The organism is Acinetobacter sp. PFS20 (genome assembly GCF_052261015.1).
Lineage (GTDB): Bacteria > Pseudomonadota > Gammaproteobacteria > Pseudomonadales > Moraxellaceae > Acinetobacter.
The window spans coordinates 389,642-408,102 of the sequence record NZ_JBPVZE010000001.1 but is presented as its reverse complement, the minus strand read 5'-3'; the positions used below and the strand labels follow the sequence as shown (position 1 = coordinate 408,102).

General features: G+C 39.3%; 15 protein-coding genes. 10 read left to right on the top strand and 5 right to left on the bottom strand.

Going from position 1 to position 18,461, the window contains the following annotated elements; genetic code table 11:
- Positions 1-330: 330 nt before the first annotated feature.
- The 4 genes from ACS125_RS01990 to ACS125_RS01975 all read left to right on the top strand — a co-directional run bounded on the left by ACS125_RS01990 (position 331) and on the right by ACS125_RS01975 (position 4,153).
- Positions 331-747: a lysozyme inhibitor LprI family protein gene (locus tag ACS125_RS01990; protein WP_151963899.1), complete on the top strand. Its 417-nt coding sequence runs from the start codon at positions 331-333 to the stop codon at positions 745-747.
- A 109-nt stretch (positions 748-856) separates the two neighbouring features.
- Complete coding sequence (locus ACS125_RS01985; protein ID WP_443270258.1) at positions 857-2,119, top strand: putative DNA modification/repair radical SAM protein; 1,263 nt, start codon at positions 857-859, stop codon at positions 2,117-2,119.
- A gap of 3 nt (positions 2,120-2,122) precedes the next feature.
- The gene (locus tag ACS125_RS01980) at positions 2,123-2,920 is read left to right on the top strand and encodes a TIGR03915 family putative DNA repair protein (protein ID WP_312824268.1); all 798 of its coding nucleotides are present in this window, start codon (positions 2,123-2,125) and stop codon (positions 2,918-2,920) included.
- A gap of 132 nt (positions 2,921-3,052) precedes the next feature.
- Positions 3,053-4,153 carry an HPP family protein gene (locus ACS125_RS01975; RefSeq protein WP_004789693.1) on the top strand — a complete coding sequence of 367 codons (1,101 nt, stop codon included), beginning with the start codon at positions 3,053-3,055 and terminating at the stop codon, positions 4,151-4,153.
- A gap of 64 nt (positions 4,154-4,217) precedes the next feature.
- Here ACS125_RS01975 and ACS125_RS01970 read toward each other — a convergent pair whose 3' ends face one another.
- Positions 4,218-4,472 carry a PspC domain-containing protein gene (locus tag ACS125_RS01970; RefSeq protein WP_004789692.1) on the bottom strand — a complete coding sequence of 85 codons (255 nt, stop codon included), beginning with the start codon at positions 4,470-4,472 and terminating at the stop codon, positions 4,218-4,220.
- A 248-nt stretch (positions 4,473-4,720) separates the two neighbouring features.
- Between ACS125_RS01970 and ACS125_RS01965 the strand changes: the two genes are divergently transcribed.
- On the top strand, positions 4,721-5,368 hold the full coding sequence (locus tag ACS125_RS01965; RefSeq protein ID WP_443270253.1) for a hypothetical protein: 648 nt from the start codon (positions 4,721-4,723) through the stop codon (positions 5,366-5,368).
- Positions 5,369-5,434: 66 nt separating this feature from the next.
- Here the strand turns inward: ACS125_RS01965 and ACS125_RS01960 are convergent, their stop codons facing one another.
- Positions 5,435-7,258: an acyl-CoA dehydrogenase C-terminal domain-containing protein gene (locus ACS125_RS01960; RefSeq protein ID WP_004789687.1), complete on the bottom strand. Its 1,824-nt coding sequence runs from the start codon at positions 7,256-7,258 to the stop codon at positions 5,435-5,437.
- A gap of 257 nt (positions 7,259-7,515) precedes the next feature.
- Here ACS125_RS01960 and ACS125_RS01955 point away from each other — a divergent pair, with 257 nt between their 5' ends.
- Positions 7,516-9,858 (top strand): hypothetical protein, encoded by a 2,343-nt coding sequence (locus ACS125_RS01955; RefSeq protein WP_443270250.1) that lies wholly within the window; start codon positions 7,516-7,518, stop codon positions 9,856-9,858.
- 47 nt (positions 9,859-9,905) lie between these two features.
- On the opposite strand, the gene aroE is transcribed toward ACS125_RS01955, so the two are convergent.
- From aroE to ribA, 3 genes are all read right to left on the bottom strand, one after another.
- Complete coding sequence (gene aroE / locus ACS125_RS01950) at positions 9,906-10,694, bottom strand: shikimate dehydrogenase (protein WP_443270248.1); 789 nt, start codon at positions 10,692-10,694, stop codon at positions 9,906-9,908.
- Between the two features lie 180 nt (positions 10,695-10,874).
- Positions 10,875-11,825, bottom strand: coding sequence for an oxygen-dependent coproporphyrinogen oxidase (gene hemF / locus ACS125_RS01945; protein WP_443270246.1), 951 nt, complete (start codon positions 11,823-11,825; stop codon positions 10,875-10,877).
- Positions 11,826-11,951: 126 nt separating this feature from the next.
- Positions 11,952-12,554 carry a GTP cyclohydrolase II gene (gene ribA / locus ACS125_RS01940; protein WP_004789681.1) on the bottom strand — a complete coding sequence of 201 codons (603 nt, stop codon included), beginning with the start codon at positions 12,552-12,554 and terminating at the stop codon, positions 11,952-11,954.
- A 303-nt stretch (positions 12,555-12,857) separates the two neighbouring features.
- On the opposite strand from ribA, the gene dxs reads away from it, so the two are divergent.
- The 4 genes from dxs (at position 12,858) to ACS125_RS01920 (ending at position 18,373) form a co-directional block, all read left to right on the top strand.
- Positions 12,858-14,762 carry a 1-deoxy-D-xylulose-5-phosphate synthase gene (dxs, locus tag ACS125_RS01935; RefSeq protein ID WP_151963908.1) on the top strand — a complete coding sequence of 635 codons (1,905 nt, stop codon included), beginning with the start codon at positions 12,858-12,860 and terminating at the stop codon, positions 14,760-14,762.
- Positions 14,763-14,879: 117 nt separating this feature from the next.
- On the top strand, positions 14,880-15,710 hold the full coding sequence (locus tag ACS125_RS01930; protein WP_004789677.1) for an inositol monophosphatase family protein: 831 nt from the start codon (positions 14,880-14,882) through the stop codon (positions 15,708-15,710).
- Positions 15,711-16,118: 408 nt separating this feature from the next.
- Positions 16,119-18,056, top strand: a complete 1,938-nt coding sequence (locus ACS125_RS01925) for a DEAD/DEAH box helicase (protein WP_116772709.1) — start codon at positions 16,119-16,121, stop codon at positions 18,054-18,056.
- Between the two features lie 107 nt (positions 18,057-18,163).
- The gene (locus ACS125_RS01920; protein WP_443270242.1) at positions 18,164-18,373 is read left to right on the top strand and encodes a hypothetical protein; all 210 of its coding nucleotides are present in this window, start codon (positions 18,164-18,166) and stop codon (positions 18,371-18,373) included.
- Positions 18,374-18,461 lie beyond the last annotated feature (88 nt).

The window sequence follows — 18,461 nt, the reverse complement described above, 5'->3', positions numbered from 1 at the left end:
CAACTAAAAACTAGCTCAGAAAAGAAGGATTCTAAAGGTATATAAATCAGCTCTTTAAAGAAAATGAGTACCCCAAATGTCGTTAATAGTATTGTTAGAAAGTTTAATAGCTTAAATCTATTTAGTAGTAAGGATATTGCAATAAAGAATGGTAAAAAGAACAGATATATAATGATTAAAAAATAAAGCATAGGATTTGTTGAAATTAAAATAATGAGTACTGGTATGGGCGCGAGTAACAGACTTTTTATAATGTCTAAATACTGATAACCGTTATAGAATTTTTGTTATATTGAAGCATATTAAAAATTATAGAATCGAGAATTAATTATGCTGAAATTTTGCTGCAAACTCATTGTGTTATCCAGCTTTTTTTGTAGTCCATGGCTATATGCGCAGACCGATGCTGACGAACAAGATGAATATAATCAATGTGTAGACCAGACCATTAAAGAAATGCAGCTTGAAAGCATTAATAACATGGTCGTACATAGTTGTTCTGAACAAGCTAAAAAGATTTATGAAGAAAAAATTGTTGCTCTCATCGATCAAATTCGTACACAAAGCGAAGAATACAAACAGCCAGAACGTTATCAAGATATTTTAAAATCTCAGCGACTTTGGAAAGCTTATGTAGATCAGGAATGTAGTAATGCAGGCTCATACATTGGCTCACCGATGTATTCATATTGCCCAATGCAAGAGTATGCAGCGCGTGTAAAGCAACTTGAAGAATACGTTAATTAAGACGGATTATTTTAAACGTCACCTCATGACGCTGAGCGTATTTCTCTAGGTTAAATTTAAGCATTCAAAATGATATTTTTTAAACGATGCCATAAATGAGTCGTTTGATATGTCTGATCGCATTCGAGAAAAACTACAGATTCTTGCTGATGCTGCTAAATATGATGTGTCTTGTTCATCAAGTGGCAGTGACCGTAAAAACAAAGATAAAGGTCTGGGTGATGCCAGTCATTCAGGAATTTGCCATAGCTATACTGAAGATGGCCGCTGTGTATCTCTCTTAAAAATTCTATTTAGTAATGTTTGTATTTTTGACTGCGCCTATTGTGTTTCACGTCGTTCTAATGATGTCCAGCGTGCAGCATTTACGGTGCAAGAGGTTGTAGATTTAACCATTAATTTTTATCGTCGTAATTATATTGAAGGCTTATTTTTAAGCTCAGGCATTTTTAAATCAGCCGATTATACGATGGAGCGTATGCTTCAAGTCGTAAAGAAATTGCGCCTTGAAGAAAATTTTAATGGCTATATTCATCTAAAAACTATTCCGGGGGCATCGCCTGAACTGATTCATGAAGCAGGTTTATATGCTGACCGGATGAGTATTAATTTAGAGATGCCTACCGAGGTTGGCCTAAAAACTTTTGCACCAGAAAAATCACATCAGGAAGTGCAAAAAGATTTAGGTTTGGTCCGTGACAGGCTCATTCAGCTTAAAGATGAACGCCAAATCATTAAGCATGTGCCGAAATATGTACCCGCAGGGCAAACTACTCAAATGGTAGTGGGAGCACATCAAGAGTCAGACCAAGATGTCTTGTTTATGGCAGACAAGCACTATAAAGAATTTAAACTCAAACGTGTCTATTTCTCTGGCTATATTCCAATTAATACCGAAAATAATTATTTGCCAGCAGTGGGTTCTGCACCGCCATTACTGCGGGAAAACCGACTCTATCAAAGCGATTGGTTGATGCGTTTTTATGGTTTTCAGGTCAATGAAATCGTCAATGAAAAACACCCAAACTTAGATCTTGATGTAGACCCGAAATTAAGCTGGGCTTTAAGGCATCCTGAACAGTTTCCAGTAGATTTAAATCGTGCCGACTATCAAATGATTTTGCGTGTGCCGGGCATTGGAGTGAAATCGGCCAAGAAAATTGTGCAAGCTCGCTGTTTTGGAAAAATCCATATCGATTTACTTAAAAAACTAGGCGTGGCCTACCAGCGTGCAAAATTCTTTATTCGCTGTGAAGACAGTCCAAAATTCCAAAAAGAACTTTCTTCAAGTTTTATTCGACAGCAGATTTTAACGCAGGGATCTTCGAAATATGTGCAGCAACTCTCGCCACAATTAAGCCTTGGGTTTTAGGCCATGTTTAATGAGGAAGTTGCTTACTATTTTGATGGTTCAATGGTGGGACTACTGAGCTGTGTTTTTCGTGCATTTCAATTTAAAGAATTACAGGTCAGGCTCTGTTTAAATGATGCGGCTCAACATGGCTTATTTACTGATAAAATTGAGGTTTCAAATAATGAGCAACATGCCGAGCGTGTTTGGTCCGCACTGCAAAAAAAGCTTTCATCTTCTTCGTTAAAAGAATTTTATTTTGCTTATTTATCTGAATCGTTAGATGCCTATCAGCATTTATTTAACTACTGTATTTATGTGTTTAGTAGTCATTCATCGATAGAAAAAGATTATTCAAATCCTAGTGTTCTGGCAATTGCACAGTGGACGAAAAAAGTCGGGCGAGAGAAGCATCGGATGGAAGCTTTTATTCGTTTTAAGAAAACCAAAGATGAGCTTTTTTTAAGTTTAGTTCGTCCCGATTTTAATGTTTTACCGCTTATTCAGCCGCATTTTAAACGGCGATATCAAGACCAACGCTGGCTGATTTATGATGAGAAACGTAAGTTTGGAATTTATTATGATTTAATTGAAATACATGAAGTTTCACTCGAAGCTTCTGAAGTTGACCGTAATTTAAAAAATGGAATGAGTCAAAGCTTTCAGCTTGAGCTTGATGAGCAGGAAGTTTTATATGACCAGCTTTGGAAAGATTATTTTAATAGCGTTAATATTACTGAACGACAGAATATAAAACTTCATGTGCAATATTTACCAAAACGTTACTGGCGTTATTTAAATGAAAAATTGATGGAATATTAAAGTTTTAAAATCATAAAAAATAGTTCAGCCAGTTTTCTTATTGTTGAAAGGTATAATTTAAATGCACTTTATGTCGCTTTGGGCGTATACTTTTGCCCGTTATAAATAACGGCATATCCCCAAAGGTGTACTGTGAGTGTTATACAGCGAGAATGGTTACAGACTTTAAAGCCAAATTTTAAGGTTTTACCTTTAAAGGAACGATTACTTTGCGGTATTGGAGCGTTGTGTGGTTTAGCAATTTCTTCCCTAATTAGCTGGTATGTTCTGGGTGGAATTAATGCTTGGTACATTGCACCAATGGGCGCCTCATCTGTTCTATTATTTGCTGTGCCGACCAGTCCCTTGGCTCAACCATGGAATGTGATTGTTGGTAATACCTTAGCTGGGATTATTGGTGTTGCCTGTGCACAGTGGATTCCTGATTTAACAACGGCTTTTAGTGTTGCAGTAGGTTTTGCCATATTTTTAATGATGACCACCGACTCTTTGCACCCACCGAGTGGCGCAGTGGCAATTACGGCTGTATTAGGTGGGGCGGCAATTCATAAATTAGGCTTTTATTTTATTTTTTACCCAGTTTTACTCAACTCATTACTTTTACTTGGGTTTGCTGTCTTTTTTAATAGATTAATTGGGCGGCATTATCCGGTTACTGCTCATCTTAATGAGCGTAGTAAAGACCCTACACCGACTCAAAAAGTATCTATTCAGCCGAAAGATATTGAGTATGCATTAGGGCATCACACTGAACTTTTAGATATTAGCCAATACGACTTAGAAAAAATTATTTTAGAAGCTCAGGAACATGCCAATGAGCGCATGGTAAATCAATATATCTGTCAGGATATTATGAGTCGTGATGTCATCAAACTACATGAAGATGACGACATTCATCAGGCGCTCGATAAGTTTAAACAAGTGAACTTGATGAGCCTACCTGTAGTAAATGCAGAAAATCATTTGGTAGGAACTTTAGCGTTATATGAAGTTGTAGAGTGGTTTAAGGGCGCAGCAGATCCAAGAAACTCTTGGCAGCACTATGTAAAACAAATTATGAGTCGTCGAGTGGTCACGGTACTGCCAACTCAACCGATTCAAGATTTGGTGCCATACTTTGTTGAAAAGTCGTTTAACTACATTCCTGTAGTTGAAGATCGCAAGCTTATAGGAATGATTAGCCGTGCAGATATGATTGCGGCTTTACAGCAACAGTTAAATCGAAAGCTATAATTTTTAGAATAAAAAAAAGCTACGGTTGATTAGGGGATGCAACCGTAGCGACCAAAATTATTAATTAACGTACTTGTTCTTCATTTACTGTTCGAACGGATTGTCGATAGCCTTCAATATGCTCTGGCTGTTTTTTCGGAATGACTAACCATAAAACCAGATAAACTAAAATTCCTGGAAAGGCCGCACTCATAACTGAGATCAAAACAAAAATGACACGTAGTAAAGTTACGTTCCAACCAAAACGTTCAGCAATACCGCCCATTACACCGGCGATCATGCTGTGTCGGTTCGAGCGATATAAACCAGAACTGGCCATCTAATTCTCCTTAAAGATAAATAATTACAAGCAGCTATTGTGCTCTTGCTTAGTAAAAATATGGAGGCGAAATAAAGGGTTTAAAGTCCTCTCAAAAGTAAATTGGTTAAAATATGTAAAGGATTGGAATGAAGGAAAGCAACATCAACTAAAATGCACCTTTTCAGGGCTTAAAGGTTTATTGCAGCAATTGGTTAATGCCTGAAATGAATAAACATGGCGATTGCTGTTATCTGTGAATAATGTATATGTCTTTGAAGCGGTCTAGTTTTTTTGTTAAGTATTTAGTTGGAGGGGCTATCATGTGCCTGACACTGAGTGCTTGCGATATAAACCATGCCAACTCAAAAGATCACTCTAGTGCCAGCTCTAATTCTACGCATGAAGAAAATCTAATAAAAAATAGTACATCTACAAAAACATTAGATTATGTGGCAGGGCGTACTTTCTTACCTGAAGAAAATTTAGATCAAACCAAAAAATTAAGCGGAACCTTATTGCAATATGTAGGGCGATATCACACCCGAATTTCATGTGAGGATGCTTTTGCCGATTGTGAGTCGGGCGAAGCAGAGTACATTTTAAATTTATTACCCAATGGATCGGCTTATTGGAATGTTGTCCATTTTGGCCGCGTGGGAAGTAAAGATGGGGCTAAAAGTTCCGCTGTAAATGAATTGTGTCCTTCTTTAAATTGGAAGGTGGACGAAAAAGAGCATGAGTTAACCATTCAATGTCCTTTATCTAAAGTTAATTTTTATTTTAATTTTGATTCAAACAAAAGATTGGTTATGAATCTAGAGAAGCTGTTTTATAGCGATTATGGTAAAAATCGTGAATTTTTAGAGCAAAACTATTTTGTTCCAAATCAGGCTTATGTATTAACTAAAGAATAAATATTACTTGAGTAAAAAAGAGCGCAATATGAATTGCGCTCTTTTCGTTTCTCTATTTAAAAATCATTAGTAGTCGAAGCTAAAGTGTTCAACTGGTAATGATGTTAATGTGCGAGAGCTTGTTACCATCGACTCTGCATGGCCTTGAGTACGAGGCAACATACGGTCAAAGTAGAAGTCTGCAACTTTGATTTTAGCTTTATAGAATTCAGGCGTTTCTGCACCATCACCTGCTTCAAGTTTTTCAGAAGCAATGACTGCTTGTTGCGCCCAGAAGTAAGCCATCATCACATAACCAGAGAACATTAAAAAGTCTACAGAAGCAGAAGATACAATGTCACGGTCTTTACGTGCAGCAAGCATGATACGAACAGTTAATGTATTCCATTGAGCGCAAAGCTTAGTTAAGTCCCAAGCAAAACGACGTAAATATTTATTACGTGCGTGCGCAGCACAGAATTTTAAGATTTCAGCAGTGTAGTCACGAACCACTTTGCCTTTTGAGCTAAGCAATACTTTACGACCAATCAAGTCAAGTGCTTGAATGCCTGTTGTACCTTCGTATAACGTTGAAATACGAGCATCACGAGCGATTTGTTCCATACCCCATTCTTTGATATAGCCATGGCCGCCGTAAACTTGCATACCGTTATTTGCTGCTTCTAAACCAAGCTCAGTCAAGAAACCTTTTAAAATCGGAGTATAGAAACCAAGTTTATCATCATAGTCTTCGTAAGCAGCTTGGTCGCCACGTGTTAATGCATCTGTCATTTTGTCTGCAAGTTTTGCAGCATGATAGATCATTGAACGGCCACCTTCAGCAATTGCTTTTTGAGTCAACAACAAGCGGCGTACGTCAGCATGATGAATGATTGCGTCAGCAACTTTATCTGGATCTTTCTTACCAGAAAGCGCACGCATAGACATACGGTCTTTCGCATAAGGTAAAGCACCTTGATAAGATAACTCGGCATGTGCAATACCTTGAACAGCAGTACCAATACGTGCTGTGTTCATGAAGGTAAACATTGCATGTAGGCCTTTGTTCACTTCACCGATTAAATAACCAGTTGCATTATCAAAGTTCAGCACGGCAGTAGCAGAAGCTCGGATCCCCATTTTGTGTTCGATTGAACCACAAGCGACTGTATTACGCTCACCAACACCGCCATCAGCAGTAGGGATGAATTTAGGTACGATAAATAATGAAATACCACGAGTACCAGCAGGAGCATCTGGAAGACGTGCAAGTACGATGTGAATAATATTTTCAGTTAAGTCATGTTCACCGGCAGAAATGAAGATTTTTGTACCAGAGATTTTATAAGTGCCATCTGCTTGAGGTTCAGCTTTAGTTTTAACTTGACCCAAGTCAGTACCACATTGAGGCTCGGTTAAGCACATTGTGCCGCTCCAAGTTCCTTCAACAAGTTTAGGCATATAGGTTTGTTTTTGCTCATCAGTACCGAATTGCAAGATAGTATTCATACAACCCGAACTTAAGCCAGGGTACATCGTAAATGACCAGTTTGCAGTACCCATCATTTCTGATTTAATCAGATTTAATGACATTGGTAGGCCTTGACCACCAAATTCTTCTGGATAAGAAAGACCTTGCCAACCGCCCATTACGAACTGGTCATAAGCTTCTTTAAAGCCTTTAGGTGTTCTTACTTCACCGTTGTCAAAATGGCAACCTTCTTCATCACCAGATTGGTTAAGTGGCGACAATACGTTTTCACAATAATCTGCTGCACCTTCAAGAATCATATCAACGGTATCTGGATCTGCATTTTCACCATTTGATAAAGTTTTATAGTGAGCAGGGTAATCTAATACTTCATTCATTAAGAAGCGAATATCGTGTAGCGGAGCTTTATATGCTGGCATGGCTTTAATCCTAATTTTGAATCATTGTGGGATTATCTGTATCGATGATTTGATTATTCACTCGCATGATAAAAATACAATGTTAATCGCACCCGAAAGAAATGTCAGAAAAGCGAATTTTGTCGAAAATAAATACACCTGAAATTATAATTTCTGCTACATTCAGGACTTATACTTTTATGTGAAAAAACAACTAATTTTTATATTTTTAGCAAGTTTTGTTAAAAAGATAAAGCTATAAGGTTTTAAAAAAGGTTATGCATTTAAAATATCTCAGTTTATGTTTATTTAGTTTGGGTTTGACCGCATGTGCGCAGCATAACCTACGTCCATCAGTAGCATCTGCCAACTTAGATCAAAAAGTCATTCAGGGTATGAATGCGATGTATGAATACCCAAGCTATGATTACCGTGGGCATTTTAAAGTTAATGTTGATCCAAATCAGCCTAAGAAAATCAGTACTGTAGAGAAAACGGCTCAGCTTGATGCTGGAGTGCAAAAAAAAGTAGATCAATATTTACGTGAACAAAAGACTAATTTGAATAAAAAACAGAAGCAGGCGCTTTATGCCGCAATTGCAAATGAGCAATCTGTTTCGGGTGTATCTGACGAATCACGTTCAGAAAAAGTAAATGCCGTATTAATTAATTTATTAAATGATCTCCAATTTAGTTACGATGGTTCAGTTCATTACCGTCAAAAAATGGGGTCTTTCAATCTCACTGCAAGATATGAGAAACCGACCTTATTGGTACAGGCAAAATTGCCAATGGTGCTTGATCTGAAGGACTATAAATTTTACGTTAATTATTTCGGATTAATGCCTTATCTGGTCAATAAAGATAATCAAAATAACTTGGCGTATGTCGATTTTTCAAAATATAAAAATCTGTTTACAAACGTCGATATGAAGAAGTTTGTTGAATATGCGAAAGCTTCGAGCGCGGTATCTTATCGTTTGGCTGAACCTCAAAATTTACAGCGTTTACCCATTACCGATGCTGACCGTAAAGCCGGAATTGTAGAAAAAATTCGTCTAAAAGATACGGTCGAAGAGTTATTGCTGCAATCGGAACTCTATGGTCAAGTCAATGAAAAATATTTGCAAAAAAATGTTTTAGGGATTGATGACCAAAAGATTGCTGAATCTATAGCAACTGAACTTGCTGCTTCAGAAGCTAAGAAAAAGGCGACTGGTGCTGAGGGGCAGAAGATTTCTTCTGAAGATGTAGCGGCTGTCAGTCAGCAACTTTATTCGCTTATTAATGCTCATTTTGGCAATACATTGGCTTCTGAAGAAGGTGATGAAGAACAAGCAAGCGCAGCTCAAGATGGGGCAGCAGCAGAAGCAGCCTCTGATTCAGCTCAAGCCGAAGACGTTGCTGCGGCAGATGCTGAACCCACTACACAAGATGAAGAAGTGGCTTCACTTACAGAAGAGCAGTGTGTTGAATTACAGGCTCTTAAAAAACCAGTTGCCTTAGGTGATATTAATTACTGTCAAATTTACGGTATTAATGTGCTTGATCAGAGCGCTGTAAATACCGAAAAAACTCAGATGAAAGCTCGTCAAGCTGCACTAAAACAAACTTTTGCTGCTTATGATCAGAACCAGTTTGTGAATGATGATGCATTTAAAGCACTATGGATCAAACATAAAGCTGAGATTGAACAAGCTTTACCAAAACAAAGAAATCCAATTACGGTTGATGTTGGACTTGATGAAAAAGGCCGTTTAGTTAACGCAGATTATGATGTTGCCTATACACCAGCCGAGTTTAATCATCGCTTTAATATTAAAATGGACATGCAAATTTTAAATTATGGTAAAGCCACTTCAATTGACCAGCAGCAGCTTAAACAAGCTAAATCAGTTGCTGAAGCAAGTAAAGGTTCGCTATTTGAAAACTTTGTAAAAGGCTTTAGTGAAAAACTTGGGCAGAGTGATGTTTCTGAACATCCAGTTGGCTTACATAGCGATGTACAAGATTTAGATTCTAGTCTGGCGCTGTTGGCTAACCAAACTTATGATGCAACACGTGCCTATGACAAAACGTATAAGGCTGTGTTTATTGCAAAATTGACTGCCGAAAAACCGTCATATATTCATTATTATTCAGTTCAACAGTTGCAAGAAATTGCTGAAGTTTATGCTTACTGGTTCTCTGAAGAAGAAACTTATAATCCTCAAGGTAAGGCTTTAGAGCGTATTGAGACATTGCAGAAAAAGCATCATCTTGAGCAAGAAGAGCAATTTGATAATGATTTAGGTCGCGCTGTAGACCATATTGTGATTACGACAATACAAGGTGAGGCAGGGCGTGAAGCATGGCAAAAATTACAGAAACAATATAAGCAGCCTGAGCAGCTTTTCTCGAAACAATATCAATTAAAATTTGAACAACAAAATGGTGCTTCTGCTGAAGAAAAACCATTGTTGTCACAAACAGCTGATATTTTAGGTAAGGCTTATGCTGCTGCGCGTAAACAGCAACTTACGGAAAAAACAATTCAGAATTTAAAACCTGAACATAATGAATTTATTGATTATGAGATTTTCCGAGATGTTTATAAGCAGATGGTTACAGCTAAAAAATAATAGATGAGATAAAAAAAGAACCTACTTAAAGTAGGTTCTTTTTTGTTTTATAGAAAATCTTTTAATTCAGGTCTTACACCATTCCAGATATAGAAAGCTTCAATGGCTTGGCCAACTAGCATTCCAAAACCTTCTGAATAGGGCACATTGCGTTGTTTAGCTTGCTCAAGGAAGCTAGATGGCTTGCCATAAGCCATTTCATAGGCATATTTGAACTCTAAAGTTTCTGGTAGTTGTAGTGCGTCACCTGAAAGGCTTGCAGAAGTTGCATTAATTAAAATGTCAAAACTCCCTTCTAACTCACTTAGAGAAATTGCTTGTAATTGAGCTTGAGGAACTGCTGCTTTTAAGTCATCTACAAGTTGCTCTGCACGAGCGAGAGTGCGGTTTGCAATCACTATCTTTTTAGCGCCAGCCTGTACCAGTGGATAAATAACACCACGAGTTGCACCCCCAGCTCCTAAAATTAAAATATTTGTATTTTCTAGGTTCCAGTCTAAGGCTTGAATTGCGGCCACTAAGCCTTGGCCATCAGTATTATCGCCGTGCAATTTGCCATTCTGCATCCATAATGTATTCACTGCTTTCGCAATTTGAGCACGTTCGGTTAGCACATCACACAAAGCAAAAGCTTGTTCTTTAAACGGTACGGTAACGTTCATACCACTTCCACCATTTGCAAAGAAACTACGCATACTCGGTTCAAAACCATCAAGAGGGGCAAGACGTTTTTGGTAGTCGAGATCAACACCTGTTTTTTGAGCGAAAGCATGATGCAATTCAGGAGAGCGTGATTGTTCGATTGGGTTGCCAATTACTGCAAACTGTTTGGTCATTCTTATATCCAAAATTTTAAAATGGCATGAAGCAGTTAAAAACGTGTGCTGAATATTCAGCAGGCCTCACTATAAGCCAAATTGGAATAAGAAAAAATATTTGAATGAGGCTCAGAAAAGTGAAAATAAAAAAGGAGATTCTCTAGGGTGGAAGCCAAAGAATCTCCAAAAAGCAAAAAATTAAGCAACTTTTTCTTTTAGATTTAACCAGTCACGTGGTTTTAGGTAATAGTCAGTTAAACGTTTCTCTGGGGAATCTTCATCCCATTCTGGACGATACGACCAACCGGCAAGGTTCGGTAGGCTGACTAAAATAGATTCGATACGTCCACCTGTTTGTAAGCCAAACAATGTTCCGCGGTCATATACTAAGTTGTATTCGACATATCTACCGCGACGGTAAATTTGGAACTCACGTTGAGCTTCTGTATACGGCTGTTCACGATGTTTTTCAAAAATTGGCAGAATGGCATTTAAATAACCATTACCTACAGCTTGAATATATTTAAAGCAAGTTTCGAAATCCCAGCCATTGAGATCATCAAAAAATAAACCACCAACACCACGTTGTTCATCACGATGTTTTAAATAGAAATAGTCATCACACCATTTTTTATGTTCAGCGTAGACATGGTCACCAAAAGGCTGACATAGGTCATATGCGGCTTGATGCCAATCGATAACATCTTGCTCATCTGGATAAAAAGGAGTTAAGTCAAAACCACCGCCAAACCACCAAATTGGATCTTGTCCTTCAGGTTCTGCAACGAATAAACGTACATTGGCATGAGAAGTCGGAATATTCGGGTTTTTAGGGTGAATCACTAACGAAACGCCCAGTGCTTGAGCCTTAGCGCCAGCAATTTGAGGGTGTCTTTCTGTAGCAGAAGCGGGCAGTTTACTAATATTGATGTGAGAGAACATCACACCACCTTTTTCAATCACTGTACCATTTTGCAGTACGCGTGAACGTCCACCACCACCTTCAGGACGTTCCCAATCATCAATAATAAATTCACTCGTACCGCCGCCAGCTTTTTCTTGTTGTTCTAAACCAGCACATATACGGGCTTGTAAATCGAGGAGAAATTCGCGGACACGTTGAATATCTGTGGAAGTCGGATGTTGCATAATGACCCTCAAAGATGATTGAGATAGGAGATAGGTACATCAAAACACAAAACCATAAAAAAAGTAAGGGATTTTTAAGAAATGTCTTAAAAATCCCTTCTAATTATTTTTAAATTTATAATTTTTTTAGAAATCATCTTTTTGGTAAAGGTGATCCATACGTTCACGTTTAGTTTTTAAATATTGTTCATTAAAAGGGTTGCGCCCAACCGTTAATGGGACACGGTCGACAACATTAATTCCTTGATCTTTGAGTGCCTGAATTTTCAAAGGATTATTGGTAATTAATTTAACTTCTTTTACTTCTAAATGATCTAGCATGATGCTACACATATCGTAACGACGTGCATCGGCAGGTAAATTTAAAAGTAAATTAGCATCTACGGTGTCATGACCTTGATCTTGTAAAGCATAGGCGCGAATTTTATTTGTAAGCCCAATACCACGGCCTTCTTGACGTAAATATAAAATAACGCCTTGACCTGCCTCGTTGATGAGCTTTTGAGTTGCCTGCAATTGAGGACCACAGTCGCATTTCAATGACGCAAACGCATCACCTGTTAAACATTCTGAATGTACACGAACCAAAACAGGGCCTGTAGGGGGATTTTCTAACCCTTTAGAAAGTGCCACATGTTCTTCACCTGATACTGGATCTTGAAACACAGAAATATTGAATTCACCAAAAGCGGTCGGGAGTTTTGATGTTGCAATGAACTCTATAGGCACAGATTAACTCATCTTTTAACCGAAAACGGTTTAAAGTATAGCGTAATGCTGGGAGATTGGTCGAATTGTCATAATCATTTTGCACACTAAGGTTTTCTTTTTTGTATAAAGATGACGATAATAGTTGATAAATAGTCAGATTATTCAGGATAATCTGCCAACCATACCCATGATGTATGAGAGACTGCTTTGCATGACCTCGTTCGCAAATGTGGCTGATTGAAGGTGACTTCATTCGATTGTATGATCGACCCATTTTGACCCAGCTTAGGATTTGCCAGGCTTATAAAGGCTTTGCCACATATGTTGTATACCGAAATTCCAACTCAACGCCCTGTTACGCCATTGTTAGATGCAATTGATCATCCTCAACAATTACGTCAGCTCGAGCATAGCCAATTGGTTCAAGTGGCTGATGAGTTGCGTCAATATATTTTATATGCAGCAGGCCAGAGTGGTGGCCATTTCGGTGCTAATCTCGGCGTGGTTGAGCTGACGGTTGCGCTGCATTATTGCTTTAATACACCAAATGACCGATTAGTTTGGGATGTGGGACATCAGGCGTATCCGCATAAAGTCCTGACAGGTCGTCGTGAGCAAATGACCACGATTCGTTCTAAAAATGGTTTAGCAGCATTTCCAGCCAGAGAAGAATCAGTTTTTGATACATTCGGCGTCGGGCATTCATCAACAGCAATTTCAGCTGGCTTAGGAATGTCGTTAGCACGTCGTTATCAAAATGATCCATGTGAAGTGGTTTGTATTGTCGGTGATGGTGCAATGACAGCAGGTATGGCATTTGAAGCCATGAACGACGCTGTTGCACATAATGCTGATTTAATTGTTGTGCTGAATGACAATGACATGTCAATTTCTTGTAGCACAGGCGGTTTTGCTAAACATTTAGCTGCAATTTGGGAAAAAGGCCATTTAGTAAATGTAGATGAACATGGTGAGGCTTACATTCAGCCACATCCAAAATGGACCTATAACTCTCGTTTGCATCAATCGGCAACAGATGCGGCAGATAATTTATTTAAAGCAATTGGTTTTGATTATTTTGGCCCATTCGATGGCCATGACGTAAATCAACTGGCCCAAGTATTTAATGCTCTCAAAAAGCGTAAAGGACCACGTTTAGTCCACGTCTATACTAAAAAGGGTAAAGGTTTCACTCCAGCAGAAGCGGATCCGATTACCTACCATGCAATTAGCAAAATTAATGCAGTCTCAGCAGGTAAAACACCACCTAAATATTCTGATGTGTTTGGTCAGTGGTTATGTGATGAAGCTGCACAAGATGAGCGTCTACTTGCGATCACACCAGCCATGTGTGAAGGCTCAGGTATGGTTCAGTTTGCTAAGGAATTTCCGCAGAGATTTTTTGATGTTGCGATTGCTGAACAACATGCAGTAACACTTGCAGCAGGAATGGCTTGTGAAGGCTTAAAACCTGTTGTTGCAATCTATTCAACGTTTTTACAGCGTGGTTACGATCAGCTTATTCACGATGTTGCATTACAGAACCTTGATGTAACTTTCGGGATCGACCGTGCTGGTTTAGTAGGTGAAGATGGCCCAACACACGCAGGTGCATATGATTATGCATACATGCGTACAGTGCCAAATATGGTCATCATGGCACCAAAAGATGAAAATGAATGCCGTCAGATGCTTCATACAGCCTATGTCTATAATGGACCAGCGGCAGTACGTTACCCACGTGGTGCAGGTGTAGGTGTTGAAATTCAGCAAGAGTTGACTGCTATTGAGTTAGGAAAAGCTGAAATCGTTGCTGAAATTAAATCTGCTTGTGATGAACAGATTACAATTTTAGCATTTGGTAGCCGCGTTATGGTTGCCATAGAAGCTGCTGAACAATTCGCACAAAAACATGATGTGGGGGTGCGTGTTGTAAATATGCGTTTTGTGAAACCGCTTGATGAAAAAATTATTCGTGATTTGGCTGAGCACACACATTTATTTGTCACTGTTGAAGAGCATGCCGTTATGGGCGGTGCCGGAAGTGCGGTAAATGAGTTCATGGCTCAAGAACAAATTGTGAAACCTATCATTAATTTAGGCTTACCAGATTTGTTCTTACAACAGGCTTCACACGGGCAAATGTTGCAAGACTGTGGTTTAGACGCTAAGGGTATTTTGAGCTCAATTGAGAAAGTTTGGCTCAAGTTAAACCAGGTTGTTTAACCCTTAATAAAATTTTTGAAACATTTTCCCCCTAAAAGCGCATATATTTGCTAAAATATTTGCGCTTTTATGCATTATTCTTTGTCAAAATCTTCAAATTTGTCTAGTGGGTGTTCAATGGAACCTATGGTGGTTATGGCTGCGCGTGCGGCTCAAACAGTTGGTCAAGAGCTTTTAAAAGCGCATCAAAATCGTCATAAACTCGATTTACAAGTTGAAGAGAAAGGCATTGATGGCCCAGTAACACGTGTAGATCGTTATTTAGAACAGTTAGCGATTGATACGTTACGTAAAAGTTATAAAAACCATAGCTTCTTAGGTGAAGAGTTTGGTTTACAAGAAGGCAAAGGCCATGATGCAGAGTGGTGCTGGGTAATTGACCCGCTTGATGGCACACAAAACTTTATTAATGGTTTCCCTCATTTCTGTATTTCTATTGCAGTTCAGCATAAAGGCGTTACTCAACACGGCGTAATCTACGATCCAGTGCGTGATGAGTTATTCTCTGCTAGCCGTGGTCGCGGTGCAGTTATGAATCAACGCCGTATTCGTGTAAATGTAAAAGATAGTTTAGAAAATACATTCTTAGCAGTAGGCCATCCTTACCGTGCTAAACGTGCTGGCGAAATCGTATCTTATGCAGAGCAGCATTTCGCATCATTATTAGCTGTTACTGAAGCTGGTGCACAAATCCGTCGTGGTGGTTCAGCTGCTCTAGATTTAGCGTATGTTGCTGCAGGTCGTTTTGATGGTTTCTTTGAGCTTGGCTTAAAGCCATGGGATATTGCTGCTGGTGAACTTATTCTTAAAGAAGCGGGCGGTGTAGTTGTTGACGCACGTGGTGGTAATAATTCACTTGAAAATGGTCAAGTACTTGCATGTTCGCTTAAATTGCTAAAACCTTTAATGCAAACAGTTGTTCCAGCTTGGGATAAAGCTGCAAAATAATTTGGTTGATTATTAATAAAACCCTCTGTAATCAGAGGGTTTTATGTTTTAAATAAAGAGTGAAATTGAGTTAATTCAAGAAATATGAACAAAGTTGATTAAAATAGGTGACTTTTAAATTATTTCTGCTATAATCCGCCAACGCACTTAAATTTCCGTTCATTACCTGAACATTCTGTTCTATTCATTGTAAGCGCACGCTGTCCATAGAGAGGACCATTACTTGCGCCCCAATCGCTCAGCGATTCTTCAGGTTCGGCCGTAATCAAGCGTGCGTTTAGTCCACATCGTCGTTACTCGGATTGCTGCTGAAAAAACGTTTCAGCTAATTTTGCTTTGCCGCTTTTTGCCGATGTCTATTTTTTTGTATTTATTAAAAATGGAGCACCCACAAGGGTGAAACTCTCTATGAGCAAAACTTTTGCCGAATTTTCTTTGCATGAAACCTTACAACAAGCGCTTGAAGGTTTAGGTTTTACTGCCCCGACTCCTGTGCAAGAACAAGCAATTCCTGCTGCTTTAGAAGGTAAAGACCTTCTCGTATCAAGCCAAACTGGCTCTGGTAAAACTGCTGCATTCTTACTCCCAACATTAAATGCTTTAGCTGGTCAAGAGACTGTTGTACCGTTTAAAGACCGTATGAAAGCAGTAACTCAACCGAATATCTTGGTAATTTCACCAACTCGTGAATTGGCTCAGCAAGTAAGTCAAGATGCAATTGCATTTGTACGTCACATGAAAGGTGTTCGTATTGCTGCCATTATGGGTGGTATGCCATTTGCAAAACAAATTCAACAATTAAAAGGCGCGCAAGTTGTTGTTGCAACACCTGGTCGTTTACTTGACTTGGTAAATCGTCGTCAAATTAAATTAGATCAAGTAGATGCTTTAATCGTTGATGAAGCGGACCGTATGCTTGACCTAGGTTTCTCTGAAGACTTAGAAGCAATTAGCGAATTAGCGGCTAACCGTAAACAAACATTAATGTTCTCTGCAACATTTGCTGACCGTATTATTCGTCTTGCATCATGCATGATGAAAGATCCTATGCGTATCGCAATTGAAACAGGTCATTCAACCAATACAGATATTACGCAAACATTGCATTGGACTGATGGCTTTGAACATAAGAAAAAATTACTTACACATTGGTTAAGTGATGAAAACTTAGATCAAGCTGTTGTTTTTGCTAGTACGCAAGAAGATACAGATATGTTGGCAGAAGAACTTGCTGAAGCAGGTCATTCTGTAGTTGCACTTCATGGTGCGATGCCACAAACAGTTCGTAACCGTCGTTTACGTAGTATTCGTGAAGGTCGTGCAAAAATCTTAGTTGCAACTGACGTTGCTGCTCGTGGTCTTGACGTTCCGACTATTTCTCACGTAATTAACTTCGGTCTTCCGATGAAGCATGAAGATTATGTACACCGTATTGGTCGTACTGGTCGTGCTGGTCGTACTGGTCAAGCAATTACTTTAGCGACTTATCGTGAACGCGGTAAGATTCGTGCACTTGAAGAATATTTAGAAGCGCGTTTAAGTGTTTCTGAAATTGAAGGCTTAGAGCCATCTCCACCTCCTGCTCGTTCAGGTCGTGATGGCGGTGGTCGTGGTCGTGGCGGTAATGGCGGTAGCCGTGATGGTCGTCGTGGTGGCGGCGGTTTCGGTGGCGGTCGTCGTTTTGAAGGCGAAAGCAACTTCAAACGCCGTGAAGGTGGTCGTGATGACCGTCCACGTCGTAGCTTCGATGATAAACCACGTGGTGAGCGTCCAGCATTTGGTGGTGAAGATCGTCCGCGTCGCGAGTTCAATTCAGACCGTCCACGTCGTGAAGGTGGTTTCGAAGATCGTCCACGTCGTGAGTTTGGTTCAGATCGTCCGCGTCGCGAAGGTGGTTTCAATGATAAACCGCGTTTTGACTCGAATGATGACAACCGTGGTAATCGCGTAGATTATAAACCACGCCGCGAAAGTGGTTTTGGTGACCGTCCAAAACGTAGCTTCGGTGGCGAAGATCGTCCACGTCGTAGTTTTGATGACAAACCACGTGGCGAGCGTCCAGCGTTTGGTGGTGAAGATCGTCCACGTCGTAGTTTTGATGACAAACCACGTGGTGAGCGTCCAGCGTTCGGCGGTGAAGATCGTCCACGTCGCGAGTTCAACTCAGATCGTCCACGTCGTGAAGGTGGTTTTAGTGATAAGCCACGTCGTAGCTTCGATGATAAACCACGTGGTGAGCGTCCAGCGTTTGGCGGTGAAGATCGCCCAAAACGTAGCTTTGGTGGTGAAGATCGTCCGCGTCGTAGTTTTGATGATAAACCACCGCGTCGTAAATTCGACCGCTAATCAATATTTAGTTTGAAAAAAAGGCCAGTAAAAATACTGGCCTTTTTTATTTTTCAGTTTTGTTATAAACTAACAAAATGTGAATTGATTCAATTTTTTATTAAATAATGCGTAAAAGTAAGCGAAAAGAGACAATAATGGCACAGTTGAAGAGCCTTCTGGCTAAGCATGGGTTGCCTTATCTTTTTATTGCACTCGTTTTGTGTAATGGGGTTTACTTCGCCTATGCTTTTATAAATGGAAGTTCTGTTGAGCAATTCCAAGCTTCTGAATTGACCTCTTTTTACGAACATACTACTTCGACTTCTCTCAAGTAAGTTAGCTTTGCTTTTGTCAAAATTACAACAAGTTTGCTAATTTTCAGTGTTATAGTATGCGTGCATAAAAGTGCAGGAACGATTGCCA